Below are 20670 nucleotides of genomic sequence, written 5' to 3'. Positions count from 1 at the left end.
TCAAAATGACGTGCTGGGGCCGTGCAAAAACACAGCCCCAGCTTAATTCAAAATCGCTTAGACGCGGCGACGCTTCGGCGGGCGGCAACCATTGTGCGCAATCGGCGTCACGTCGCGGATCGACGTGATGTTGAAGCCCACAGCAGCCAGAGCGCGCAGAGCCGATTCACGACCCGAACCAGGGCCTTGAACTTCGACTTCCAGCGTCTTGACGCCATGTTCCTGCGCCTTCTTGCCTGCATCTTCTGCAGCCATCTGAGCGGCGTAAGGTGTCGATTTCCGCGAGCCTTTGAAGCCCATGGTACCGGCAGACGACCACGAAATGGCGTTGCCCTGTACGTCCGAGATCAGGATTTTGGTGTTGTTGAAGGTCGAGTTCACATGGGCAACGCCCGATGCGATGTTCTTACGCTCTTTGCGCTTGATGCGAGTCTTATCGCGTGCCATCGGTCAGACCCTCCCTTATTTCTTCTTACCAGCAATGGCCTTCGCGGGGCCTTTGCGGGTACGAGCATTGGTGTGGGTACGCTGACCGCGAACCGGCAGGTTGCGGCGGTGACGCAGACCGCGGTAGCAGCCCAGGTCCATCAGGCGTTTGACGTTCATCTGAACTTCACGACGCAGGTCACCTTCGACAGTGTAGTTTTCGTCGATGTACTCGCGGATTTTCAGAACTTCAGCGTCGGACAGTTCGTTGACGCGACGGGTCGCTTCAATGCCCACGGCTTCGCAAATCGCTTTGGCCGAGGTGTTGCCGATACCGGTGATATATGTGAGGGCGATAGGTACCCGCTTTGCAGTCGGGATGTTTACGCCGGCAATACGTGCCACGTGTCACTTTCCTTTTCGTTGCGGTTCCGTAACTCCAGAACCTTTTTTCACAACGCTTGACCTTGGCAGTGTCGCCAGCGGGCCCAGCATTATTCGAGGTGGTCGGGGCGGTTGGGACGAATCCCTCACGCAGTCTTGATTCCCTTTAGGGATGGGGGTCGATATGGGCTTTTGGCAGTGCCGTCAAGCCCATATTCAAATGTGGATCGATCAGGCGTCCAACACGCCAGCAATCGCGTCCTGAACCTCATCAATCTCGCCCAGACCATCAACCCAGGACAGGTTGCCCTTGGCGTGATAATAGCCGATGAGCATTGAGGTCTTTTTGTAGTACTCCATCAGACGGGTCTTGAGGCTTTCCTCATTGTCGTCCGCACGGCGTTTGAAGTCACCTTCTTTGCCGCAGTTCGAGCATTTGCCGTCCGCCGGGATCGGTTTAGTGATGTCGTTGTAGACTTCACCGCAACCGCCGCAGGTTGACCGAGCCGTGATACGCGCGACCAGAGCGTAGTCGTTCACTTCCATCGCGATAACCGCGTCCAAGGTCTCGCCGGTGCTGTCCAGCAGCTCACCCAACGCATCGGCTTGGGCCAGAGTGCGCGGGAAACCGTCAAAGATGAACCCGCCTTCAGCGCCTTGTTCCAACTTTTCGCGGATCAGGCCGATCACGATCTCATCCGTCACAAGCTGGCCCTTAGCCATCACCTCGGCTACGCGGTTGCCCATTTCGGTGCCGCTGTCTTTGGCTTCACGCAGCATGTCGCCAGTGCTCAGCTGGACCATGCCGCGGGTTTCAACCAAGTGACGCGCTTGCGTTCCTTTGCCTGCCCCCGGGGGGCCGAGAAGAATGATGTTCATCGACGAGCGGGTCCCTTCCTGCCACGTTTCTTGCCTTTGCCGCGCAGTTGGGACTTTTCGATCAGCCCTTCGTATTGGTGCGCCAGCAGGTGGCTCTGGACCTGTTGGATCGTGTCCATGGTCACAGAGACGATAATCAGAACCGAGGTGCCGCCGAAATAGAACGGGATGGCAAACTGGCCCCGAAGAATTTCAGGCAACAGACAGACCGCCGCCAGATAGGCCGAACCCAGAACAAGTACGCGGTTGACCACGTATTCTAGATACTCGGCGGTTTTTTTGCCCGGACGGATGCCCGGCACGAAACCGTTCTGCTTTTTCAGGTTATCCGCCACATCGTCCGGTTTGAACGACACGTTGAACGTGTAGAAATAGGCAAAGAAAACGATCATCGAAGCGAAGAACAGCAGGTACAGAGGCTGTCCGGGACCAAAGTTGGCCAGAAGCCAAGACATGACCGGCCCGTTGGTCGCCCCCGAAGAGAAGGTCGAGATCGTCACCGGCAGCAGCAGCAGCGAGCTGGCAAAGATCGCCGGGATCACGCCCGCTGGGTTCACTTTGACCGGCAGGTGGCTCGAGCCGCCCTCATAGATCTTCATACCGGCCTGACGACGCGGGTATTGAATATGGATCTTGCGCAAGGCGCGTTCCATGAAGACCACGAATGTAATCACGGCAATCACCATCACGATCACACCGATGATCACAGCAGGGCTGATCGCGCCCGAGCGGCCCGAAGCGAAGAACTGTGCCAAAGCGGCCGGAACTTCGGCGATGATGCCCACGAAGATGATCAGAGAGATACCGTTGCCGATTCCGCGTGCTGTGATCTGCTCACCCAGCCACATCAGGAACATGGTGCCACCAACCAAGGTGATCATGGTCGACAGGCGGAAGAACAGGCCCGGATCGGTTGCCAGATCGCCCGATTCCAACGAAACCGCCAGACCGTAAGCCTGAACGGTGGCCAAGGCCACGGTGCCGAAACGGGTATATTGGTTGATCTTCTTGCGGCCCTGCTCGCCCTCTTTCTTGAGCTGTTCGAGCGCGGGAACCATAGATGTCAGCAGCTGCACGATGATCGAGGCCGAAATGTAGGGCATGATGCCGAGGGCAAAGATACCCATCCGCCCCAGCGCCCCGCCGGTAAACATCGAAACCATGCCGCCGATGCCCTGCCCCGCTTGCTCCATGAACTCGCGCAGTGCTTGGCCGTCGATGCCCGGAACCGGAATAAAGGTGCCCAGACGATAGACGATCAGCAATGCAAGCGTGAACAGGATGCGGTTGCGCAGATCGGTGGCTTTGCCCAAAGCAGCCCAGCTTGTGTTGGCTGCCATTTGTTCTGCTGCTGATACCATAAATCGGTCTCTCTTATGCAAACACCGCCCGGAACCGTTTTCCGGCTCGGGCGGCGTCTTGGAAAACTCTGAAGTCTATGTAAGCGGGTCTTGGCCCGCTCACAAGCGCTTACTCTGCCGCAGCGGCTTTTGTGACCGTCAGTGAACCGCCCGCTTTCTCAACTGCCTCAACAGCAGATTTCGAAGCACCGGTTACTTCCAGGTTCACTTTGGCGCTGATTTCGCCTTTGGCCAGAACGCGGATACCGTCCAGTTTGCGGCGCACCAGACCGGAAGCGACCAGCGCATCCTCGGTGATCGCAGCCGATGCGTCCAGCTTGCCCGCGTCAACGAATTTCTGGATCAGGCCCAGGTTGATAACGGCGAATTCCTTGCGGTTCGGCTTGTTGAAGCCACGCTTGGGCAGGCGCTGGTACAGCGGCATCTGGCCACCTTCGTAGCCGTTGATGGCCACACCCGAACGGGATTTCTGGCCCTTGATACCACGGCCACCCATTTTACCTTTGCCGGAACCCGGACCACGGCCAACGCGGGTGCGTTTCGGGGCGGCGCCAGCATTATCGCGCAATTCGTGCAGTTTCATTTCGCTTCTCCTTAGCCGGATGTGACCCCCGAAGCGTGATGGGCCAAACACGGCATTTCTTGGTTTTGATTCTCGTGTACATAAATCCACCGGAGCGCTCTACAGCTTTGTCCCGCTGGATGCAAGGTTTGTTGTATCACACCCCCGAAACCAAAAGAGGCGCCGATTTGGCGCCCCTTCATCAGTGAGTGGTGGTAGCGTTACGAGCAGTAAGTGTGCTCACGCGCGATGTCTTTGATATCGCAGCGACGCACACCGATGTCGTTCAGTTCCCGATCAGACAGGCTTTGCAGCTCTGCATAGGTGCGGTTGTACTCGGTGCGCAGGGCAAAACCCTCTTTGATGCGCGCAACGAGCGCTGTGATGCGGGCGGTCAGGCCAAAGCCTTCGCGAGTAAATGTTGCTGTATGTGCCATGGTTCGTTTCCTTTCTAAGCCCGAGGCGAATTCCCCGAGTGACTGTTTGCGTTCCTGTTTGGGACAGGGCTCAGATAAGGAGGCCGGGTATCGCTAACAACGGATGTTTCGGTCTATCCGGTATGCGTTGAGGGAATGGCCCAGTAATTGGGTGCTTGGCACTACTTAAGACACGATCCGCTTTGCGGACAAAGCTGACCTTGCAACTTGCAATTCTTTGGGGTGCTCCGACGCCTTATTCACTCTTGGAAGGGAATGCTTGTATAAGCTCCGACCTCGTCATTCCCTGTGCGTTCGTTGAATGCCCTGATCATTTCGTTTGTAGCTTCTGCTGCCCCGAGGTCCATGCTCTCGAGATCAAATTCGGAGAACGGGAACTCTGCAGCTGAGTCAGGCGGTTGCTTGGGCATTTGTACCGGTGCCGGGAAAGACTCTTCATTGGGCACTCCTTGACGAGTACGAATACTATCTTTGGTTACATTCCAGGTCATGAAATCAGCCGCCAAGTCCAATGGCCCATCATATGTCTCTCGAATTGCTGAATAGACGGCCAGCGCAATGTCATGATCGTTTTGGAAGTGGTAGCAAACCGCCAATCTTGGTTCCGTTTCGGACATAATCTTGCCGAATGCTTGCGCGGAAGTGTGCCCTTGAGAACCAACAAAAATTGCTTCGGAAGGGGCAAACCCATATTTCTCGATCATGAAATCTGGAGGGGTGAAGCACTCATGAATTGCAAGGTCCGCACCTGCTGCATGCTCTCTCCACCATCGCGTAGGAAGAGTGTCGGATGAAAAAGCAAACTTCAGACCGCTCCATTCAAGTAGAAAACTAACTGATTGTTCGCCATGTATGGCCGGCAGGGTTCTGACCTGAACACCGTTTTCGTCAAAAATGAGGTTATTCACGATTTTCCAATCGAATTCGTTAACCTCAAGTTGCAGCCCTCTGGGGTCGACCGCCGCCCCACGAGTCGCTTCTTCCCATGCCCACATTTTCTTCATGTGATCTGCCCAAGACTTTGTTCCCCACTCAGGCTTGATACCTTCGGGCCCCCAAAGGCGAACAGGCGTTAGACGGTTGTTTACGGGACCGGTGAAGTAAAAGGCTGGAAAATCGCCAGCATGATCTAGGTGCAGGTGACCCAAGAAGACTTTATCCAGCTGATCCAGTGGAATCCCAAGCGCCATGATCCTTTCATAGGATCCCTCTCCCATATCGAAGATAAACTTTTCGCCATTTCCCAATTCAACCAAGAAACATGCCGCAGCTTGTTTCAGACGCGGCTGTGGCATACCGGTGCCACAGGCGACAACTCGCATTTCGTCAGGACCCAGAGCCTCGGTTCCTGGATAATAAACAGTTTGGTTAGGAAACGGCTCCGTCCTAGACCATTCGGCTGGATCATTACTTTGCGCGCCTACAGTATTCGCCGAAGCCCAAAAAAACGTAGATATTAACGCCAAAATACAGTTTCTGTTTTGAGCGGAAAAAGCCATTGCAATTGCCTCCGATTAGGACGACCGGGAATTTTCAATAGTGTGAAGCCGACTCATAATAGGATCGCAGATTTTGAATACGTCTGGCAAGGCCTCAAGAAATCGGCGGGTTTAAGGTAGGGCTTTCTTTAAACTTCTGTTGCCGCATTGGGCTCAAAGCAGACATATATTACAAAAAAAACGCCCCCAAAAATCGGAGGCGTTTCTTTGTTCGATAGAACTCGCGCTTAGCCGCGCTCTTCAATGATCTCAACCAGATGCGGGATCTTGTTGACCATGCCGCGGACAGAAGGTGTATCCTCCAGTTCACGGGTGCGGTGCATCTTGTTCAGGCCCAGACCGATCAGGGTTGCGCGCTGTTCGGCGGGGCGGCGGATCGGGGAACCGATCTGCTTGACGACGATGGTTTTTGCCATGGTACGCTACTCCTTACGCTTCGGCTTCAGCCGGTGCTTCGTCCCGCTTGGGCAGGATGTCAGCAACTTTTTTGCCACGACGTGCGGCGACCGAACGCGGGCTCTGCTCTTTCTGCAGGCCGTTGATGGTGGCGCGGATCATGTTGTACGGGTTCTGCGAGCCCAGCGACTTGGACACAACGTCCTTAACGCCCAGCATTTCGAACACGGCACGCATCGGACCACCGGCGATGATACCAGTACCTTCAGGTGCGGTGCGCATAACCACTTTACCAGCGCCGTGACGGCCTTCGATGTCGTGGTGCAGGGTCCGACCTTCGCGCAGTTGCACGCGGATCATCTGACGCTTGGCTTGCTCAGTCGCCTTGCGGATGGCCTCGGGTACTTCTTTCGCTTTACCCTTGCCAAAGCCGACGCGGCCTTTCTGATCGCCGACAACCACCAGAGCGGCGAAGCCAAAGCGCTTACCACCTTTAACGGTTTTCGACACGCGGTTGATTGCGACCAGGCGGTCTGCAAATTCCGGTGCTTCTTCACGGTCGCGGCCACGGCCCCGACGGTTTTCACGTTCTGCCATTTGGCATCCCTTTTCTCATGTGGCGCTTTCGGCGCCGTTTTCGTCAATCCAAGTGAGCCCCGACTGACGTCAGGGCCCCCGGATCATCGGGGCAGCCGTCAAGCTGCCCGCAGGTCTTAGATCTTCAGACCACCTTCACGCGCGGCGTCGGCAACTGCCTTCACCTTGCCGTGGAACAGGAAGCCACCACGATCGAAATAGGCCTCTTCGACGCCCGCCTTCTTGGCACGCTCGGCGATGGCCGCGCCCACTTTGGTGGCCGCTTCGACGTTGTTCTTGCCAACAACACCCAGATCTTTTTCCAGGGTCGAGGCTGCGGCCAGGGTCACGCCACGAACGTCGTCGATCAGCTGAACGCTGATGTTCTTGTTCGAACGGTGAACCGACAGGCGTACGCGGCCGGCGTTGACTTTGCGAAGTTTGTTCCGAACGCGCAGGCGGCGCTTCAGAAACAGGGTTCTTTTGCTGTTTGCCATTGTCTGCGTCCTTACTTCTTCTTGCCTTCCTTGCGGAAGATGAACTCGCCCTTGTAGCGGATACCCTTGCCTTTATACGGCTCGGGACGACGCCATTCGCGGATTTTGGCCGCGACTTCGCCCACCTGCTGCTGGTCGATACCTTCCACAACGATCTCGGTCTGCTTCGGCGCGGTGATGGTGACACCTTCCGGGGCAGTGAAATCAACATCGTGGCTGTAGCCCAGGTTCAGCTTCAGGGTGTTGCCCTGCATCTGAGCCCGGTAACCAACACCCTGGATCTCCAGCTCTTTTTTGAAGCCAGTCGTCACACCGGTTACCAGGTTGGCAACCATGGTGCGGCTCATGCCCCACTGCTGGCGGGCACGCTTGGACATGCCACGGGGGTCGATCTTGACCACGTTGTCTTCAACCGACAGCGTAACGTCGTCGGTGGCGGTGAAGCTGCGGGTGCCTTTCGGACCTTTCACTTCGATGGTCTGGCCAGACACAGAGGCGGTAACGCCGCTGGGCAGCTCGACCGGTTTTTTACCAATACGAGACATTGCAGACCTCCTTAGAAGACGGTGCAGAGCACTTCGCCGCCAACATTGTTGGAGCGAGCGTTTGCGTCCGACATCACACCTTTCGGAGTGCTGACAATCGACACGCCCAGACCCTGACGGACCTGCGGGATGTCATTGACGCCCATGTAGACGCGACGACCGGGTTTCGAAACCCGCTTCAGTTCGCGAATAACAGGGGTGCCTTCGTAGTATTTCAGGCTGATTTCGATGGCCGGATGACCGTTTTCACCGGTCGTCTTTTCATAACCACGGATGTAGCCTTCGTCCGCCAGCACGTCCAGAACCCAGCCACGCAGCTTGGATGCGGGGGTGGAAACGGTGGACTTGCCGCGCATTTGCGCGTTGCGGATACGGGTGAGCATATCGCCGATAGGATCATTCATATCTATGTCTCCCTTACCAGCTCGATTTCACCATGCCGGGGATCTGACCAGCAGAACCCAGCTCGCGCAGCGCGATACGGCTGACCTTCAGCTTACGGTAGTAAGCGTGGGGACGACCGGTCAGCTGACAACGGTTGTGCAGACGGGTAGCCGAGCTGTTGCGCGGCAGTTTCGCCAGTTTCAGACGCGCTTTGAAACGCTCTTCCATCGGGCGGCTCTCGTCATTCGCGATTTCTTTCAGCTCGGCACGCTTTGCGGCATATTTGGCCACCAGGCGTTCGCGCTTCTTTTCGCGTTCGATCATTGCTTTTTTAGCCATGTCTCAATCCTCCCGGCGCTTACGCGTTGAACGGCATGTTGAATGCTTTCAACAGGCTCTTCGCTTCAGCGTCGGTTTTCGCTGTGGTGGCAATTACGATATCCAGGCCCCAGACCTCGTCGACCTTGTCGAAGTCGATTTCCGGGAACACGATGTGCTCTTTCATGCCCATGGCAAAGTTGCCCTGACCATCGAAAGACGGCTTAACACCGCGGAAATCACGAACGCGCGGCAGCGCGATGGTGATCAGACGATCTAGGAATTCGTACATCCGGTCACCGCGCAGGGTCACTTTCGCGCCCAGCGGCATGTCTTCACGGACTCGGAAACCCGCGATCGACTTCTTCGCCTTGGTTGCAACGGCCTTTTGACCAGCAATCGCAGTCAGATCTTCGACAGCAGCTTTCGCTTTCTTCGAGTCTTTGACCGCCTCAGCACCACAACCGATGTTCAGAACGATTTTCTCCAGCTTGGGCAGCTGCATGTCGTTCTTGTAGCCGAACTCTTCTTTCAGAGCGGCACGGATGGTTTCAACGTACTGAGCTTTCAGACGCGGGGTGTAGGTTGCGGAATCAAGCATCGATCACGTCCCCTGTGGTCTTGGCGAAGCGCACCTTCTTGTCACCTTCCATGCGGAAGCCAACGCGGGTTGCTTTGCCGTTTTTGTCCAGCAGCGCCAGGTTCGACAGTTGGATCGGGTTTGCCTGAGGCAGACGACCACCTTGCGAAGTTTGCGACTGACGGGTGTGACGGATGGCAATGTTGATGCCTTCGACAACAGCTTTACCGGCTTTGGGGTCAACCGAGGAAATGGTACCCTCTTTGCCCTTGTCCTTGCCGGCCAGCACGACGACCTTGTCGCCTTTGCGGAGTTTAGCAGCCATGATTACAGCACCTCCGGAGCCAGCGAGATGATTTTCATGAAGTTCTTGCCGCGCAGTTCGCGAACAACGGGGCCAAAGATACGGGTACCGACTGGCTCGTTGTTGTTGTTTAGGATGACGGCGGCGTTGCGATCAAAACGGATCGCGGTGCCGTCTTCGCGACGGACTTCCTTGGCGGTGCGTACGACGACGGCCTTACGGACGTCACCTTTCTTTACGCGGCCGCGCGGGATGGCTTCCTTCACCGAGACGACAATGATGTCGCCAACGGAGGCGTATTTACGCTTGGAACCACCCAGGACCTTGATGCACTGAACTCGGCGTGCGCCGGAGTTGTCAGCGACATCCAGATTGGTCTGCATCTGGATCATGTGGTTTCTCCCGACCTGTGGGGGCTGGTCTGATTAGATCCCCCAGGGTTTCGACAAATGGGAAAATCCTAGGGGCTTACGCCTCCAGAACTTCCCAACGTTTCGTCTTCGATTTCGGCGCGCATTCGATGATGCGGACTGTGTCACCGACCTTGAAGGCGTTCTTTTCGTCATGAGCCCGGTATTTCTTGGACTTACGAACGGTTTTGTGCAGCAGCGGGTGCTTGAAACGACGCTCAACCGAAACGGTTACGGTTTGCTCGTTGGCGTCGCTGGTTACCACGCCGGACAGGATACGCTTGGGCATAGGATTACTCCTCCGATGCCGCAGCAGCGGCCTTTTCGTTCAGAATGGTTTTGACGCGGGCAGCGTTGCGGCGGGCCGCTTTGATACCAGCAGTGTTTTCCAGCTGACCGGTTGCCTGTTGAAAGCGCAGGTTAAAGCTTTCTTTCTTCAGGTTGGCCAGTTCCTCGCGGAGCTGGTCCGGGGTCTTGTCACGCAGTTCTTGGGCGTTCATCGCCTTTTTCCTTTGCTCAAAACACCAGAAGGCCCCGTACACGGGTCACCTTTGACCTGGTGGATGAATGATAGACATACGAATCGCCCGACAACGCCGGGAGATCGCAAGATGCCGCCGTATAAGGGTTTGAGGGTTGGGTGGCAAGAGGAAGTTTGAAAGACTCCAATCTTCCAGCCCTTTTACGATTCGAGTGATCGGAGTCTATCTGCAAATTGCGTGTCCAACTCCGTGCACAGTTTATCAAAGTCGATGAGATGTTGGAGTTTTCGACTGTGATCTTGGTGGAATTTATCAGCGTCTCCCCGAGTCAACTTAACGTTTTGCCAGTAATGTAGGCTTTGAAACTGATAGTGGTTAATCTGGAAGGTCTCGTTGTCAGAGATCGTGCGGCATGAATCCGCGCCACGTACATAGTGTACCCCGATATCCCCTAGTTTTTTCGGGACTGACGTCCTCACAAGGTACTTTTGCCATTTGTGTGGGCTCAAACCGGGTTTTCGTTTGACCAGATTTTTTCTCAAGCTGTTGGGATGTTCTTTGTGACCTGAAGTACCAAAGACCGTCCAGTTCGCATAAACAACGTCCACATCGTCAAATTGCTCTAACGCATCAACCAGCTTGGCCCCATCTTTGCAGAACCAAAACTCATCAACGTCAGCAACCAACATCCACTCAAACAACTGCGGAACCTGAAATTTTTGGAATGCCTTCCAATAATGAGCCACTTGCTTGTGTTTTTGGGGGAGACTGACAACTTCTACGAAACCAGAACTTAGGAAGCTCGAAATTACTTCCATCGAGTTGTCTGTACTTCCGTTATCGATAAGAAATACTTTGTCGGCACCCTGCTGTGCGTAGTGCTCGACCCACTCGGCCAAATTCAAGGCCTCGTTTTTTGCTGTTCCAAGTACGCAAAGGCGGTTCTTGTTGGAGTTCTGAGTTTTAGCCTTGGCAAGCTCATTCCTACGAACCTTTCTCCTATGATTCCAAAACTTGGCCCAAAGATACAGATTGTTGAGTTTGTGAAGTATTGTGCTCGAACTCATCTTGATCACGTACAATCTGGATGTTTAATGAAAAATGCTCGCGCCTGAGGTAACTGTCATCACTCCCACTTGTAGTTAAAGCTGACACTGATCCGCTCATCCTCGGCCATGTTCATCGGCACCTCGTGGCGCAGCCAGCTTTCCCACAGCAGCACGTCCCCCACCTGCGGCTTCATATAGATGAACGGCTGCAAATCCCTCCGCCCGCCTTTAACGCGCGTCGGCGCAGCCATCATGCGACCCGAGCGGGGATCCTCCAGCTTCAACGCACTCGCCCCCTCGGGCATCGCCACATAGGTCGTGCCCGAGATTACGCTGTGCGGGTGCAGGTGGCTGGAATGCATTCCGCCCTCGGGCAGGATGTTGATCCACAGGTCTTCCAGCTTCAACGCGCCCTCACCCAGATCGAACTCCAAATCCTTGGCAAAAGCGGCGACGTGCTGATCCAAGGCAGCGACCAGATCGGCGAAAATCGGGAACCGCCACGGCAGGTCGGTCAGCGAAGCATAACTGGTATAGCCGGGATAGCCGTTCTCTTCGCACCATTCCTGCCCCGCCTCATCATCCTCGGCGATAACAAGGCAAGAGCTTTCCAATTCCTGAGCGTCGATCTTCGGATCGAACTCGGAAAGAGACGCGCGGTAGAGACGGGTTACGAAGAGTGATTCAATCTGTGCCATGGGCCGGGCATACCGCAGTGTTTTCTACAAGGCCAGTCGATTAGCTTTTGACGGGTCCTTTGCCACAGCGGGGAATTGGGCGGCCGCCATCAGCATAGGCGAGGCACAGTACGATCTCATCCGGTTTCGGCGCGTCTGGAATGTTTAGCGTCATAGTGTCGAAATGGTCGAACGACCACGGGTTATCTTTATGCCCCAGTGGCAGATCAATCGCGCAACCCGGCGCGCCTAATTTGGCATTCGAGGGGATAACCGCCTCTCCTCCGCCCGCCGCCGCGCGCATGGGAGCACCGAGTTTGGGGTGGATCACCGCCCCGCCCTGTTCAAGATCGCCGTTCACGCCGATGATCGCTGCCTTACCGTAGGATACCGGCGCACCGTCCAGTTGGGATATCGCTTCGGATGCGAGGTCCGGGCCAAGAAGCGCACCAATCTCAAACAACTCTGAAAGGTCATCCGAGAACCGTCCAGCCAGAGGGTTCATGAACACCGCCAGAGCAGCAACCCGGCTTATCGGATCACTGGGCTGGCCCAACTGATCGGTGGTTATGATTTCCTTGATGAACATCTTTTTGCGCAGCTGAACCATAGGGCCCTCCCATTTCTACCGGGCAGCCTAGGGGCGCGATAGGAAGAGGTCGACGGTTTTTGCGGCCCTTAACTTCACAAGCGCAACAGAAAACCCCCGCCGGCTTCCCGACGGGGGTCAATCTTGTCACGAACGGGGTTGCCCCCTGATCGCTTACCAGTCTTCGCGAACCACGACGCGAGTCTTGATCGGCAGCTTCATCGCGGCCAGGCGCAGGGCCTCACGCGCGATGTCGTCATTAACGCCGTCGATCTCGAACATCACGCGGCCAGGCTTGACCTTGCAGGCCCAGCGGTCGACCGAACCTTTACCTTTACCCATACGAACTTCGATCGGCTTGGCCGTGACCGGAGTGTCGGGGAAGATGCGGATCCAGACACGACCCTGACGCTTCATGTGACGCGTCATGGCACGACGTGCAGCTTCGATCTGGCGTGCAGTTACACGCTCAGGCTCAAGAGCTTTGAGGCCGTAGGTGCCAAAGTTCAGATCAGAGCCGCCCTTGGCGAGACCCTTGATCCGGCCTTTGTGCATCTTGCGGAATTTAGTACGCTTTGGTTGAAGCATATCTTTCCCTCCTTAGCGACGACCGCCACCAGCACCACGAGGTGCAGGGCCGTCCTGGAGTTCCTGTGCTTTACGGTCACGTGCCTGCGGATCGTGCTCCATGATCTCACCTTTGAAGATCCAGACCTTGATCCCGATGATCCCATAGGGGGTCATCGCTTCGGCATGTGCGTAATCGATGTCGGCACGCAGGGTGTGCAGAGGCACGCGGCCTTCGCGGTACCACTCGGTCCGTGCGATTTCAGCGCCGCCCAGACGACCAGCGACGTTCACCCGGATACCCAGGGCGCCCATGCGCATGGCATTCTGAACCGACCGCTTCATTGCACGACGGAACGAAACACGACGTTCCAGCTGCTGAGCGATGGACTCGGCAACCAGCTGCGCGTCAAGCTCGGGCTTGCGCACTTCGACGATGTTCAGGTGCAGTTCGCTGTCGGTCATACGCGCAAGCTTTTTGCGCAGAACTTCGATGTCTGCACCTTTCTTGCCGATGATGACACCGGGACGTGCGGTGTGGATCGTAACGCGGCACTTTTTGTGCGGACGTTCGATGATCACACGGGCAACACCGGCCTGCTTGCACTCTTTGTTGATGAACTCACGGATCTTGAGGTCTTCCAGCAGAAGATCACCGTAGTCCTTGGTGTCGGCGTACCAGCGGCTGTCCCAGGTGCGGTTGACCTGCAGGCGCATGCCGATCGGATTTACTTTATGACCCATTAGGCTTGCTCCTCAACTTGACGCACCTTGATGGTGATCTCCGAGAACGGCTTCATGATCTTGCCGAAACGGCCACGGGCACGCGGACGACCGCGCTTCATGACCAGGTTCTTGCCAACCCATGCTTCGGCGACGATCAGCTCGTCAACGTCCAGGTTGTGGTTGTTTTCGGCATTCGCGATTGCGGACTGCAGGCACTTCTTGACGTCCTGCGCGACACGCTTGTTGCTGAAAGTCAGGTCGGTCAGAGCCTTCTCAACTTTCTTGCCGCGGATCATTTGCGCAACCAGGTTCAGTTTCTGCGGGCTGGTGCGAAGCATGCGGGTTTTCGCCATTGCTTCGTTTTCAGCCACGCGGCGGGGGTTCTTTTCCTTGCCCATGACTTACTTCCGCTTCGCTTTTTTGTCTGCGGCGTGGCCATAATAGGTACGGGTCGGCGAGTATTCACCGAACTTCTGACCGATCATGTCTTCCGAGACGTTGACGGGGATATGTTTCTGGCCGTTGTACACACCAAATGTCAGACCCACGAACTGGGGCAGAATGGTGGAACGACGCGACCAGATTTTGATGACTTCGTTGCGGCCCGACTCGCGCGCTGCTTCGGCTTTTTTCAGCACGTAAGCATCGACGAAAGGACCCTTCCAAACAGAGCGAGACATAGATTAACGTCCCTTCTTCTTGGCGTGCCGCGAGCGGATGATCAGCTTCTGGGACGCTTTGTTCTTGTTGCGGGTACGCTTACCCTTGGTGTCCTTACCCCACGGCGTAACCGGTGTACGGCCACCCGAGGTACGACCTTCACCACCACCGTGCGGGTGATCGATCGGGTTCATTGCAACACCACGAACCGACGGACGAACGCCCTTGTGGCGCATACGACCGGCTTTACCGAGGTTCTGGTTCGAGTTGTCGGGGTTGGACACGGCACCAACGGTAGCCATGCATTCCTGACGGACCATGCGCAGCTCGCCCGAGCTCAGACGGATCTGAGCGTAGCCGCCATCGCGACCAACGAACTGAGCGTATGTACCGGCTGCACGTGCGATCTGACCGCCTTTGCCAGGCTTCATCTCGATGTTGTGGACGATGGTACCAATGGGCATGCCCGAGAACGGCATTGCGTTGCCCGGCTTGATGTCGGCTTTTGCCGACGCGATGACTTTGTCACCAACAGCCAGACGCTGCGGAGCCAGGATATATGCCTGCTCACCGTCTTCGTATTTTACCAGTGCGATGAATGCGGTCCGGTTCGGGTCATATTCGATCCGCTCGACGGTTGCCGCGACATCAAATTTGTTCCGTTTGAAGTCAACGATCCGGTAGAGACGCTTTGCGCCACCGCCGCGGCGGCGTGAAGTGATCCGTCCGGTGTTGTTCCGGCCGCCCGATTTGGTCAAACCCTCAGTGAGAGACTTGACCGGACGTCCTTTCCAAAGCTCCGAACGGTCGATCAGCACCAGCCCGCGCTGGCCCGGCGTCGTCGGCTTGTACGACTTGAGTGCCATGCTTTCTGTCTTCCGTTTAGCAAGTGCAGGGAGTTTCCCCGCTATGTGATAGGCCCCCGTAGGTGCCAAGGGTATAGGGCCCCGAAGGTCCCCGGTTACAAATATCAGAGGCCCCGGAACGAATCCGAGGCCGCAAGATTGGGAGCGTGTAACAGGGTTGGGGGTGGGTGTCTATAGGTCGAGGTAAATTTGACTATCTACAGGTTTCAAAGAATAAGGCTTCAAGAACACACCAAAGAAAACACAACTTAGTGAAGAATTAGCTTGGGGTTTTTTTCATCTCTAGGCGTGATTTTGTATTTTTTCCTGATGCGGTCAATTTTTCGCTGTATGATTTTATCGTATTCGAAGACTTCTTTGCGACAAGCATCCCAAGCTTTGCACGCTTGCGGAAACTCTTTTCCGAAAGTTCGGAGAAAAATTGCGCCAGGCGCCCTAAGTTTCTCCCAATTCTTCGCGCGCTCCCTCTCGAAGTAGAGACATTTGTTTTGTTTGAACTCGTCCCGAATTTGTTCACACGTCTTCGTAACCACAAACATCTTTTTAGAAAGGTCTTTGTCCAATCTCTGCGCAGCTTCCCCAATTTTTTTTCCGGTTTCTATGGCCTGCTGAATAGTAGTGACTGTACGTGGAACTTTTACTCGAAATTTCTTTATCTCTTTAACAACCCTCAATAAATCCTTGCACATGGGGTCTTTTGAAACCGGCTTGCAGAGCTTCTCAAGAGCCTCCAGCCTGTCAAATGTCTGATCATATTTTTTTCGGATCTTCTCCAGATCTTTGTTGAGATCTTTAATTAAGTCGTCGAATTCATTTTTTGACATCGGCCCAAACTCCATAAGCAACTTACTTAAAGTGTTGAAATTCAAATTGTTCAGTAAAGCTATCAACAGCGAGTTACAGTGGTCAACAAGGCTCGCCGTTCAGAAACCCTTTTCATCTTTCCCTGCGACAACAGCTCACCCCAAAGACCGCCTGCGGCACAGCGGCTCGGACTCCACCGCGATCCGCTGCTTGAGCTTGATATGCCCCAGCACCTCGCGAAAGGCGCGGTGTTTGGGTTTGCCTTCCAGATAATCCGCCAGTTTGAGCAGGTTGATCGGGTGCTTCGCAATCAGCTCTTCGATCCGCTGCACCGCGTCGTCCAACTCATAGTGATCCACGTACTGACAGGCCACCTGTGTGGGCGTCAGCAGACAGTAGTCCTGCGGGCGTTTCTCGGTATAGCGCACAATGTCGAAAGGCGACGCGCCGAGTGCGTGGAACTTAGGGATATGCACCCGCATATCGGCCTCGGCGTGCTCCAGCACGGTGCCGGAGGTCTGCCGGAAGCCCAAGGGGCCAAGCTTGCCGACCACATGGTGACGCATCGCCGGAGAGATCATGTCCACATCTGCCCGGTCGTATTTCAGATCATCGAACACCGACAGCAGCCCTAGCTTCTCATCGGCAATCTGGAAATAGGGCTCGGTACTGAACGCCCGCATCTGCTCCAGCACCTGCGCACGCACAGTTTCAGGGTCTGAAACGAAATCGGCCCCGGCGGGTTGAACCGCCGAGGCCGTGAATAGTCGCAGTAAGCGTCGGATCAAAGACCGGTGCTCACGTCGATTGTGTTGCCCTCTTCCAGGGTCACATATGCTTTTTTGACGTCTTTCCGACGACCCAGCTGGCCGCGGAACCGCTTGACCTTGCCTTTGGTCACGGTGGTGTTCACCGCTTTGACCTTCACACCAAACAGCGCCTCAACGGCCTCTTTGATCTGCGGCTTGTTGCTGTCGATCGCCACTTCAAAGACAACCGCGCCATTTTCAGACGCCATGGTCGACTTCTCAGTGATGATCGGCTTGCGGATCACGTCGTAGTGTTCTGCCTTCGCGCTCATTTCAGACGAGCCTCCAGTGCTTCGACAGCCGCTTTGGTGAGCACCAGAGTGTCACGCTTGAGGATGTCATAGACGTTTGCGCCCATCGACGGCAGGATATCCAGACCTTCGATGTTCTTGGACGCTTTCAGGAACCCTTCGTTCACGGACGCGCCGTCGATGACCAGAGCGCGTTTCCAGCCCAGGTTTGCAACCTGTTTGGCCAGAGCGGCGGTCTTGCCTTCGGTTTCGGCGTTCTCGATCACAACCAGTTCACCTGCCTTGGCTTTGGCCGACAAAGCGTGGCGCAGGCCAAGCTTGCGGAACTTCTTGGGCAGGTCGTGGCCGTGCGAACGCGGGGTCGGGCCCTTGTAGATACCACCCTTGCGGAAGATCGGCGCGTTGCGGTCACCATGGCGTGCGCCACCGGTGCCCTTTTGACGATAGATCTTCTTGGTCGAGTAGCTGGTTTCCGAACGGGTCTTTACCTTGTGGGTGCCGGCCTGCGCGTTGTTGCGCTGCCAACGGACCACACGGTGCAGGATGTCCGCGCGCGGCTCGAGACCGAACAGATCGGCGTTCAGCTCGATGTCGCCGGCTTTGCCGCCGTCCAGTTTGATTACATCAAGTTTCATGCTTCACCACCTTCCGCGGGAGCTTCTTCCGCAGGTGCTTCGGTTGCAGCCGATTTCACAGCAGCCGGGAAAGGCAGGCCTTCCGGTGCTTTCTTCTTCACGGCGTCCTTGACGGTGACCCAGCCCGATTTCGGTCCGGGAACGGCGCCTTTGATGAAGACCAGGTTCCGGTCGGCGTCGGTTTTGACGACTTCCAGGTTCTGGGTGGTAACACGGGCAGCACCCATGTGACCGGCCATCTTCTTGCCTTTGAATACCTTGCCCGGGTCCTGACACTGACCGGTCGAACCGTGCGAACGGTGGCTGATCGAAACACCGTGCGAGGCGCGCAGACCACCAAAGTTCCAGCGCTTCATCGCACCGGCAAAGCCTTTACCGATCGAGGTACCCGAAACGTCAACTTTCTGACCTTCCAGGAAGTGTTCTGCCGAAATCTCGGCGCCCACATCGATCAGGCCATCTTCCGACACACGGAACTCGGCCAGCTTACGCTTGGGCTCAACCTTGGCAGCGGCGTAGTGACCGCGCATGGCTTTCGAGGTGCGTTTTGCCTTGGCAGCACCGGCGCCCAGCTGAACAGCGGTGTAGCCGTCTTTGTCAGCGGTACGCTGTGCAACAACCTGCAAGTTGTCCAGGTGAAGAACGGTCACAGGGATCTGCTTGCCGTCTTCCATGAACAGGCGGGTCATGCCGACTTTTTTTGCGATAATACCAGAGCGCATAATCTATACCCTCCGATCTTACGACTGCAGCTTGATCTCGACGTCCACACCAGCAGCGAGGTCGAGCTTCATCAGCGCGTCAACGGTCTGGGGGGTCGGATCAACGATGTCGAGCAGACGCTTGTGCGTGCGGATCTCGAACTGGTCGCGGGATTTCTTGTCAACGTGAGGGCCACGGAGAACCGTGAACTTCTCAATCTTGTTCGGCAGCGGGATCGGGCCGCGCACGTTCGCGCCGGTCCGCTTGGCAGTGTTGACGATCTCTTGCGTGCTGGCATCCAGAACGCGATAGTCAAATGCCTTCAGCCGAATACGGATGTTTTGGCTTTGCATAGATACAGCCTTTTATCAGGCGTTGAGGTTGAGAGGAGGACAGACGCGCATCGCCAACCCTCTTCGAACCCAAAAGGCGGGAATCACCCCGCCTTGATGTTCTTAGTGAGAACTCGCGCGTATTAGTGGGGTTGGTGTGGTTTGGCAAGGGGTAATTGACCCAAGCCCATAAGGTATGCCTATCAGTAACAGCGATTCCCAGCGGGAAGCAAATTTCGAAACAGAAGCATCTATTGAAGAACCTGTCCCAGCTGTTTCAATCGAGCTTGTGGCAAGGCCAAACGCTGTGCCAAGGCAACATTACCTTCCAACAACGCCAGACAAATTTCCTCTTCCAGTTGGGTTGCAAGTTGTTGCACCAATACTGCCGCCTCGGCTTTCGTGGTACTCTCACTAATTGTCAGGTTTCGGCTCGAATTGTTCGTCGAGATATGTGGCATCGTTTTTATCCTGATTGATCTCGCAATTCAGTTTACCCTTGGCAGAGAACCGATGCCGTTGACTTATCGTTGTTTTATCGTTGAGTTTGAGAAATCGCATTGGAGGCGTGCATGGGGCAATGGGTGCTGAATCTGAACGATGGCAAGCTGTCATCGGAACAGGGAAATGCGTCGCTGTCTCCGAAGGCGACCGATATTTTAGCTCTTTTGGTAGCCAAACCCGGCGTTGTGTTGTCTCGCGAGGAGATACTTCACGCAGTCTGGAAAGACCTGCACGTGAACCCGGATCTGGTACGAGAGTATATTTTTGAAATTCGAAAAGCGCTTGGCGACAAGGCTAAAGACTCGCAATACATAGAAACGGTGCGGCGGCGCGGTTTCCGTTTGATCGGTCAGATCTCTGTTCAGTCTGGCGAAGACAGATCTTCATTTCACCGACGCCGAAATCTTCAACCGGACACATTGCCGACCGTAAAGTTCTGCCAATCATATGACGGCACATCCATCGCACACACGGCATCGGGTGAGGGTTACCCATTGCTAATTTCCGGGAGTTGGATGACACATCTGGAACAAGGCTGGCAGAATCCAGCATATGGCGACTATATTCGACATCTGTCGCAAAATTTTTCTGTCATTCGGTATGATCAGCGTGGCAACGGCCTGTCGCAATGGGCCAATGTTGACATTAGTTTCGACCGAATGGTCGACGATATGGAAGTGGTGGTCGACGCTTACGGCTTTGAAACAGTCGCAATACTGGGATTGTCGCAAGGCGCATCTGTGTCTGTCGCATACGCACTCCGCCACCCTTCGCGAATTTCACACCTGATCCTTAGCGGTGGATATCCACGTGGGCGAAGACAACGTGGCAACAGGATGGAATTTGAAGAAAGCGAGGCCCTCGTACAACTTATCCGTACCAGTTGGGGAAACGACAATCCCGCGATACGACAGATTCTGACTACGATGTTCATGCCGGACGCGACCAAAGAGGAAACGCAATGGTTCAACGAGTTTCAAAAGCTGTGTGGCCCTGCGGAAAACATCGCGCAGTTTCGGGCGCTTTTTGACGATATTAATGTGTCCGATCTTTTGCCACAGGTCACCGTGCCAACATTGGTCATCCACAGTGATAGAGATGCAGTTGCCCCACTTTCCGAGGGAAAATTGCTGGCGTCCAAAATTCCAAATGCGCTATTCGTGCAATTGAACAGCCCGAACCATTTGCTCTTTGAGGCCGAACCAGATTTCACGAGAATGATCGCCAGTATCCGCGATTTTGTTGAAGTCCCAAACAACTAGACACAACAAGTCGCCGGCAGAAGTATCTGTTGTTTCCGCACCGCTATTTCAAACAAAAAGGACGCCCCGAGGGACGCCCTTTCTGTCTGATCATTCGCTTGCGCGAATTACTCAGTGATTTTCGACACAACGCCGGCGCCGACGGTGCGGCCGCCTTCGCGGATCGCGAAGCGCAGGCCCTGCTCCATCGCGATCGG

At 55.4% G+C, this 20670-nt stretch carries 35 protein-coding genes; 1 reads left to right on the top strand and 34 read right to left on the bottom strand.

Going from position 1 to position 20670, the window contains the following annotated elements; all coding sequences use genetic code 11:
• Nucleotides 1–57: 57 nt before the first annotated feature.
• The 33 genes from rpsK to ACR0L1_RS22140 all read right to left on the bottom strand — a co-directional run bounded on the left by rpsK (nucleotide 58) and on the right by ACR0L1_RS22140 (nucleotide 19168).
• Nucleotides 58–447, bottom strand: coding sequence for a 30S ribosomal protein S11 (rpsK, locus tag ACR0L1_RS22300; protein ID WP_170462414.1), 390 nt, complete (start codon nucleotides 445–447; stop codon nucleotides 58–60).
• A gap of 15 nt (nucleotides 448–462) precedes the next feature.
• Nucleotides 463–831 (bottom strand): 30S ribosomal protein S13, encoded by a 369-nt coding sequence (gene rpsM, locus ACR0L1_RS22295; RefSeq protein ID WP_170456119.1) that lies wholly within the window; start codon nucleotides 829–831, stop codon nucleotides 463–465.
• A 210-nt stretch (nucleotides 832–1041) separates the two neighbouring features.
• Nucleotides 1042–1689, bottom strand: coding sequence for an adenylate kinase (locus ACR0L1_RS22290; protein ID WP_480860848.1), 648 nt, complete (start codon nucleotides 1687–1689; stop codon nucleotides 1042–1044).
• On the bottom strand, nucleotides 1686–3050 hold the full coding sequence (secY, locus tag ACR0L1_RS22285) for a preprotein translocase subunit SecY (RefSeq protein WP_170773630.1): 1365 nt from the start codon (nucleotides 3048–3050) through the stop codon (nucleotides 1686–1688). The genes ACR0L1_RS22290 and secY overlap by 4 nt, the downstream gene beginning before the upstream one ends.
• 109 nt (nucleotides 3051–3159) lie before the next feature.
• On the bottom strand, nucleotides 3160–3633 hold the full coding sequence (gene rplO, locus ACR0L1_RS22280; protein WP_170773628.1) for a 50S ribosomal protein L15: 474 nt from the start codon (nucleotides 3631–3633) through the stop codon (nucleotides 3160–3162).
• A gap of 200 nt (nucleotides 3634–3833) precedes the next feature.
• Nucleotides 3834–4049 carry a DUF1127 domain-containing protein gene (locus ACR0L1_RS22275; protein WP_170773626.1) on the bottom strand — a complete coding sequence of 72 codons (216 nt, stop codon included), beginning with the start codon at nucleotides 4047–4049 and terminating at the stop codon, nucleotides 3834–3836.
• Between the two features lie 239 nt (nucleotides 4050–4288).
• On the bottom strand, nucleotides 4289–5548 hold the full coding sequence (gntH, locus tag ACR0L1_RS22270; protein WP_480860847.1) for a guanitoxin biosynthesis MBL fold metallo-hydrolase GntH: 1260 nt from the start codon (nucleotides 5546–5548) through the stop codon (nucleotides 4289–4291).
• A 227-nt stretch (nucleotides 5549–5775) separates the two neighbouring features.
• Entirely contained in the window at nucleotides 5776–5964 is a 189-nt protein-coding gene (gene rpmD / locus ACR0L1_RS22265; protein ID WP_074736195.1) for a 50S ribosomal protein L30, read from the bottom strand.
• Between the two features lie 13 nt (nucleotides 5965–5977).
• Complete coding sequence (gene rpsE / locus ACR0L1_RS22260) at nucleotides 5978–6541, bottom strand: 30S ribosomal protein S5 (protein ID WP_170356677.1); 564 nt, start codon at nucleotides 6539–6541, stop codon at nucleotides 5978–5980.
• A 116-nt stretch (nucleotides 6542–6657) separates the two neighbouring features.
• Nucleotides 6658–7017, bottom strand: a complete 360-nt coding sequence (gene rplR, locus ACR0L1_RS22255) for a 50S ribosomal protein L18 (RefSeq protein ID WP_170356678.1) — start codon at nucleotides 7015–7017, stop codon at nucleotides 6658–6660.
• An 11-nt stretch (nucleotides 7018–7028) separates the two neighbouring features.
• Nucleotides 7029–7562: a 50S ribosomal protein L6 gene (rplF, locus tag ACR0L1_RS22250; protein WP_170456135.1), complete on the bottom strand. Its 534-nt coding sequence runs from the start codon at nucleotides 7560–7562 to the stop codon at nucleotides 7029–7031.
• 11 nt (nucleotides 7563–7573) lie between these two features.
• Nucleotides 7574–7966: a 30S ribosomal protein S8 gene (gene rpsH / locus ACR0L1_RS22245; protein ID WP_068340741.1), complete on the bottom strand. Its 393-nt coding sequence runs from the start codon at nucleotides 7964–7966 to the stop codon at nucleotides 7574–7576.
• Between the two features lie 13 nt (nucleotides 7967–7979).
• Entirely contained in the window at nucleotides 7980–8285 is a 306-nt protein-coding gene (gene rpsN / locus ACR0L1_RS22240) for a 30S ribosomal protein S14 (RefSeq protein ID WP_068340744.1), read from the bottom strand.
• 19 nt (nucleotides 8286–8304) lie between these two features.
• The gene (rplE, locus tag ACR0L1_RS22235) at nucleotides 8305–8865 is read right to left on the bottom strand and encodes a 50S ribosomal protein L5 (protein ID WP_170755578.1); all 561 of its coding nucleotides are present in this window, start codon (nucleotides 8863–8865) and stop codon (nucleotides 8305–8307) included.
• Entirely contained in the window at nucleotides 8858–9169 is a 312-nt protein-coding gene (gene rplX, locus ACR0L1_RS22230) for a 50S ribosomal protein L24 (RefSeq protein ID WP_170356681.1), read from the bottom strand. The genes rplE and rplX overlap by 8 nt, the downstream gene beginning before the upstream one ends.
• A gap of 2 nt (nucleotides 9170–9171) precedes the next feature.
• Entirely contained in the window at nucleotides 9172–9540 is a 369-nt protein-coding gene (gene rplN / locus ACR0L1_RS22225; RefSeq protein WP_008757934.1) for a 50S ribosomal protein L14, read from the bottom strand.
• Nucleotides 9541–9616: 76 nt separating this feature from the next.
• The gene (gene rpsQ / locus ACR0L1_RS22220) at nucleotides 9617–9847 is read right to left on the bottom strand and encodes a 30S ribosomal protein S17 (RefSeq protein WP_152459158.1); all 231 of its coding nucleotides are present in this window, start codon (nucleotides 9845–9847) and stop codon (nucleotides 9617–9619) included.
• A 4-nt stretch (nucleotides 9848–9851) separates the two neighbouring features.
• On the bottom strand, nucleotides 9852–10058 hold the full coding sequence (rpmC, locus tag ACR0L1_RS22215) for a 50S ribosomal protein L29 (protein ID WP_010437082.1): 207 nt from the start codon (nucleotides 10056–10058) through the stop codon (nucleotides 9852–9854).
• A gap of 182 nt (nucleotides 10059–10240) precedes the next feature.
• Nucleotides 10241–11107: a glycosyltransferase family 92 protein gene (locus tag ACR0L1_RS22210; protein WP_480860845.1), complete on the bottom strand. Its 867-nt coding sequence runs from the start codon at nucleotides 11105–11107 to the stop codon at nucleotides 10241–10243.
• A gap of 59 nt (nucleotides 11108–11166) precedes the next feature.
• The gene (locus ACR0L1_RS22205) at nucleotides 11167–11787 is read right to left on the bottom strand and encodes a 2OG-Fe(II) oxygenase family protein (protein WP_170773620.1); all 621 of its coding nucleotides are present in this window, start codon (nucleotides 11785–11787) and stop codon (nucleotides 11167–11169) included.
• Nucleotides 11788–11827: 40 nt separating this feature from the next.
• Complete coding sequence (locus tag ACR0L1_RS22200) at nucleotides 11828–12376, bottom strand: amino acid synthesis family protein (RefSeq protein WP_480505996.1); 549 nt, start codon at nucleotides 12374–12376, stop codon at nucleotides 11828–11830.
• A gap of 153 nt (nucleotides 12377–12529) precedes the next feature.
• Nucleotides 12530–12943 (bottom strand): 50S ribosomal protein L16, encoded by a 414-nt coding sequence (gene rplP / locus ACR0L1_RS22195; protein ID WP_058283513.1) that lies wholly within the window; start codon nucleotides 12941–12943, stop codon nucleotides 12530–12532.
• 12 nt (nucleotides 12944–12955) lie between these two features.
• The gene (gene rpsC, locus ACR0L1_RS22190; protein ID WP_008758042.1) at nucleotides 12956–13666 is read right to left on the bottom strand and encodes a 30S ribosomal protein S3; all 711 of its coding nucleotides are present in this window, start codon (nucleotides 13664–13666) and stop codon (nucleotides 12956–12958) included.
• On the bottom strand, nucleotides 13666–14046 hold the full coding sequence (rplV, locus tag ACR0L1_RS22185) for a 50S ribosomal protein L22 (RefSeq protein WP_039538267.1): 381 nt from the start codon (nucleotides 14044–14046) through the stop codon (nucleotides 13666–13668). Before rplV ends, rpsC begins: the two co-directional genes overlap by 1 nt.
• 3 nt (nucleotides 14047–14049) lie before the next feature.
• Nucleotides 14050–14328: a 30S ribosomal protein S19 gene (gene rpsS / locus ACR0L1_RS22180; RefSeq protein ID WP_005980699.1), complete on the bottom strand. Its 279-nt coding sequence runs from the start codon at nucleotides 14326–14328 to the stop codon at nucleotides 14050–14052.
• Nucleotides 14329–14331: 3 nt separating this feature from the next.
• On the bottom strand, nucleotides 14332–15174 hold the full coding sequence (gene rplB / locus ACR0L1_RS22175; RefSeq protein ID WP_170356688.1) for a 50S ribosomal protein L2: 843 nt from the start codon (nucleotides 15172–15174) through the stop codon (nucleotides 14332–14334).
• A 248-nt stretch (nucleotides 15175–15422) separates the two neighbouring features.
• The gene (locus tag ACR0L1_RS22170) at nucleotides 15423–15998 is read right to left on the bottom strand and encodes a hypothetical protein (RefSeq protein ID WP_480505998.1); all 576 of its coding nucleotides are present in this window, start codon (nucleotides 15996–15998) and stop codon (nucleotides 15423–15425) included.
• Between the two features lie 135 nt (nucleotides 15999–16133).
• Complete coding sequence (locus tag ACR0L1_RS22165) at nucleotides 16134–16766, bottom strand: hypothetical protein (RefSeq protein ID WP_480860844.1); 633 nt, start codon at nucleotides 16764–16766, stop codon at nucleotides 16134–16136.
• Nucleotides 16763–17059 carry a 50S ribosomal protein L23 gene (locus ACR0L1_RS22160; RefSeq protein ID WP_008757532.1) on the bottom strand — a complete coding sequence of 99 codons (297 nt, stop codon included), beginning with the start codon at nucleotides 17057–17059 and terminating at the stop codon, nucleotides 16763–16765. Before ACR0L1_RS22160 ends, ACR0L1_RS22165 begins: the two co-directional genes overlap by 4 nt.
• Nucleotides 17056–17673, bottom strand: coding sequence for a 50S ribosomal protein L4 (gene rplD / locus ACR0L1_RS22155; RefSeq protein WP_480860842.1), 618 nt, complete (start codon nucleotides 17671–17673; stop codon nucleotides 17056–17058). The genes ACR0L1_RS22160 and rplD overlap by 4 nt, the downstream gene beginning before the upstream one ends.
• Nucleotides 17670–18395: a 50S ribosomal protein L3 gene (gene rplC, locus ACR0L1_RS22150; RefSeq protein ID WP_008758167.1), complete on the bottom strand. Its 726-nt coding sequence runs from the start codon at nucleotides 18393–18395 to the stop codon at nucleotides 17670–17672. The genes rplD and rplC overlap by 4 nt, the downstream gene beginning before the upstream one ends.
• 18 nt (nucleotides 18396–18413) lie before the next feature.
• Nucleotides 18414–18728 (bottom strand): 30S ribosomal protein S10, encoded by a 315-nt coding sequence (rpsJ, locus tag ACR0L1_RS22145; protein WP_008756422.1) that lies wholly within the window; start codon nucleotides 18726–18728, stop codon nucleotides 18414–18416.
• A gap of 230 nt (nucleotides 18729–18958) precedes the next feature.
• Entirely contained in the window at nucleotides 18959–19168 is a 210-nt protein-coding gene (locus ACR0L1_RS22140; protein ID WP_480506004.1) for a hypothetical protein, read from the bottom strand.
• Between the two features lie 111 nt (nucleotides 19169–19279).
• Here ACR0L1_RS22140 and ACR0L1_RS22135 point away from each other — a divergent pair, with 111 nt between their 5' ends.
• Nucleotides 19280–20473 (top strand): alpha/beta hydrolase, encoded by a 1194-nt coding sequence (locus ACR0L1_RS22135; protein WP_480860841.1) that lies wholly within the window; start codon nucleotides 19280–19282, stop codon nucleotides 20471–20473.
• Between the two features lie 107 nt (nucleotides 20474–20580).
• Here the strand turns inward: ACR0L1_RS22135 and ACR0L1_RS22130 are convergent.
• Nucleotides 20581–20670, bottom strand: a 90-nt coding sequence (locus ACR0L1_RS22130) for an EF-Tu C-terminal domain-related protein (protein ID WP_480495899.1), incomplete at its 5' end; no start/stop codon positions are given.

The organism is Ruegeria sp. J8 (genome assembly GCF_056531925.1).
Note: the sequence above shows the minus strand (reverse complement) of the source record. Positions and strands in the feature narration are given on the sequence as shown.

What these genes read in the sequence shown, in the direction of transcription:
- rpsK (WP_170462414.1), bottom strand. Translation starts at nt 447, where the DNA reads ATGGCACGCGATAAGACTCGCATCAAGCGCAAAGAGCGTAAGAACATC.
- ACR0L1_RS22290 (WP_480860848.1), bottom strand. Translation starts at nt 1,689, where the DNA reads ATGAACATCATTCTTCTCGGCCCCCCGGGGGCAGGCAAAGGAACGCAA.
- secY (WP_170773630.1), bottom strand. Translation starts at nt 3,050, where the DNA reads ATGGTATCAGCAGCAGAACAAATGGCAGCCAACACAAGCTGGGCTGCT.
- rplO (WP_170773628.1), bottom strand. Translation starts at nt 3,633, where the DNA reads ATGAAACTGCACGAATTGCGCGATAATGCTGGCGCCGCCCCGAAACGC.
- ACR0L1_RS22275 (WP_170773626.1), bottom strand. Translation starts at nt 4,049, where the DNA reads ATGGCACATACAGCAACATTTACTCGCGAAGGCTTTGGCCTGACCGCC.
- gntH (WP_480860847.1), bottom strand. Translation starts at nt 5,548, where the DNA reads ATGGCTTTTTCCGCTCAAAACAGAAACTGTATTTTGGCGTTAATATCT.
- rpmD (WP_074736195.1), bottom strand. Translation starts at nt 5,964, where the DNA reads ATGGCAAAAACCATCGTCGTCAAGCAGATCGGTTCCCCGATCCGCCGC.
- rpsE (WP_170356677.1), bottom strand. Translation starts at nt 6,541, where the DNA reads ATGGCAGAACGTGAAAACCGTCGGGGCCGTGGCCGCGACCGTGAAGAA.
- rplR (WP_170356678.1), bottom strand. Translation starts at nt 7,017, where the DNA reads ATGGCAAACAGCAAAAGAACCCTGTTTCTGAAGCGCCGCCTGCGCGTT.
- rplF (WP_170456135.1), bottom strand. Translation starts at nt 7,562, where the DNA reads ATGTCTCGTATTGGTAAAAAACCGGTCGAGCTGCCCAGCGGCGTTACC.
- rpsH (WP_068340741.1), bottom strand. Translation starts at nt 7,966, where the DNA reads ATGAATGATCCTATCGGCGATATGCTCACCCGTATCCGCAACGCGCAA.
- rpsN (WP_068340744.1), bottom strand. Translation starts at nt 8,285, where the DNA reads ATGGCTAAAAAAGCAATGATCGAACGCGAAAAGAAGCGCGAACGCCTG.
- rplE (WP_170755578.1), bottom strand. Translation starts at nt 8,865, where the DNA reads ATGCTTGATTCCGCAACCTACACCCCGCGTCTGAAAGCTCAGTACGTT.
- rplX (WP_170356681.1), bottom strand. Translation starts at nt 9,169, where the DNA reads ATGGCTGCTAAACTCCGCAAAGGCGACAAGGTCGTCGTGCTGGCCGGC.
- rplN (WP_008757934.1), bottom strand. Translation starts at nt 9,540, where the DNA reads ATGATCCAGATGCAGACCAATCTGGATGTCGCTGACAACTCCGGCGCA.
- rpsQ (WP_152459158.1), bottom strand. Translation starts at nt 9,847, where the DNA reads ATGCCCAAGCGTATCCTGTCCGGCGTGGTAACCAGCGACGCCAACGAG.
- rpmC (WP_010437082.1), bottom strand. Translation starts at nt 10,058, where the DNA reads ATGAACGCCCAAGAACTGCGTGACAAGACCCCGGACCAGCTCCGCGAG.
- ACR0L1_RS22210 (WP_480860845.1), bottom strand. Translation starts at nt 11,107, where the DNA reads ATGAGTTCGAGCACAATACTTCACAAACTCAACAATCTGTATCTTTGG.
- ACR0L1_RS22205 (WP_170773620.1), bottom strand. Translation starts at nt 11,787, where the DNA reads ATGGCACAGATTGAATCACTCTTCGTAACCCGTCTCTACCGCGCGTCT.
- ACR0L1_RS22200 (WP_480505996.1), bottom strand. Translation starts at nt 12,376, where the DNA reads ATGGTTCAGCTGCGCAAAAAGATGTTCATCAAGGAAATCATAACCACC.
- rplP (WP_058283513.1), bottom strand. Translation starts at nt 12,943, where the DNA reads ATGCTTCAACCAAAGCGTACTAAATTCCGCAAGATGCACAAAGGCCGG.
- rpsC (WP_008758042.1), bottom strand. Translation starts at nt 13,666, where the DNA reads ATGGGTCATAAAGTAAATCCGATCGGCATGCGCCTGCAGGTCAACCGC.
- rplV (WP_039538267.1), bottom strand. Translation starts at nt 14,046, where the DNA reads ATGGGCAAGGAAAAGAACCCCCGCCGCGTGGCTGAAAACGAAGCAATG.
- rpsS (WP_005980699.1), bottom strand. Translation starts at nt 14,328, where the DNA reads ATGTCTCGCTCTGTTTGGAAGGGTCCTTTCGTCGATGCTTACGTGCTG.
- rplB (WP_170356688.1), bottom strand. Translation starts at nt 15,174, where the DNA reads ATGGCACTCAAGTCGTACAAGCCGACGACGCCGGGCCAGCGCGGGCTG.
- ACR0L1_RS22170 (WP_480505998.1), bottom strand. Translation starts at nt 15,998, where the DNA reads ATGTCAAAAAATGAATTCGACGACTTAATTAAAGATCTCAACAAAGAT.
- ACR0L1_RS22160 (WP_008757532.1), bottom strand. Translation starts at nt 17,059, where the DNA reads ATGAGCGCGAAGGCAGAACACTACGACGTGATCCGCAAGCCGATCATC.
- rplD (WP_480860842.1), bottom strand. Translation starts at nt 17,673, where the DNA reads ATGAAACTTGATGTAATCAAACTGGACGGCGGCAAAGCCGGCGACATC.
- rplC (WP_008758167.1), bottom strand. Translation starts at nt 18,395, where the DNA reads ATGCGCTCTGGTATTATCGCAAAAAAAGTCGGCATGACCCGCCTGTTC.
- rpsJ (WP_008756422.1), bottom strand. Translation starts at nt 18,728, where the DNA reads ATGCAAAGCCAAAACATCCGTATTCGGCTGAAGGCATTTGACTATCGC.
- ACR0L1_RS22140 (WP_480506004.1), bottom strand. Translation starts at nt 19,168, where the DNA reads ATGCCACATATCTCGACGAACAATTCGAGCCGAAACCTGACAATTAGT.
- ACR0L1_RS22135 (WP_480860841.1), top strand. Translation starts at nt 19,280, where the DNA reads ATGGGGCAATGGGTGCTGAATCTGAACGATGGCAAGCTGTCATCGGAA.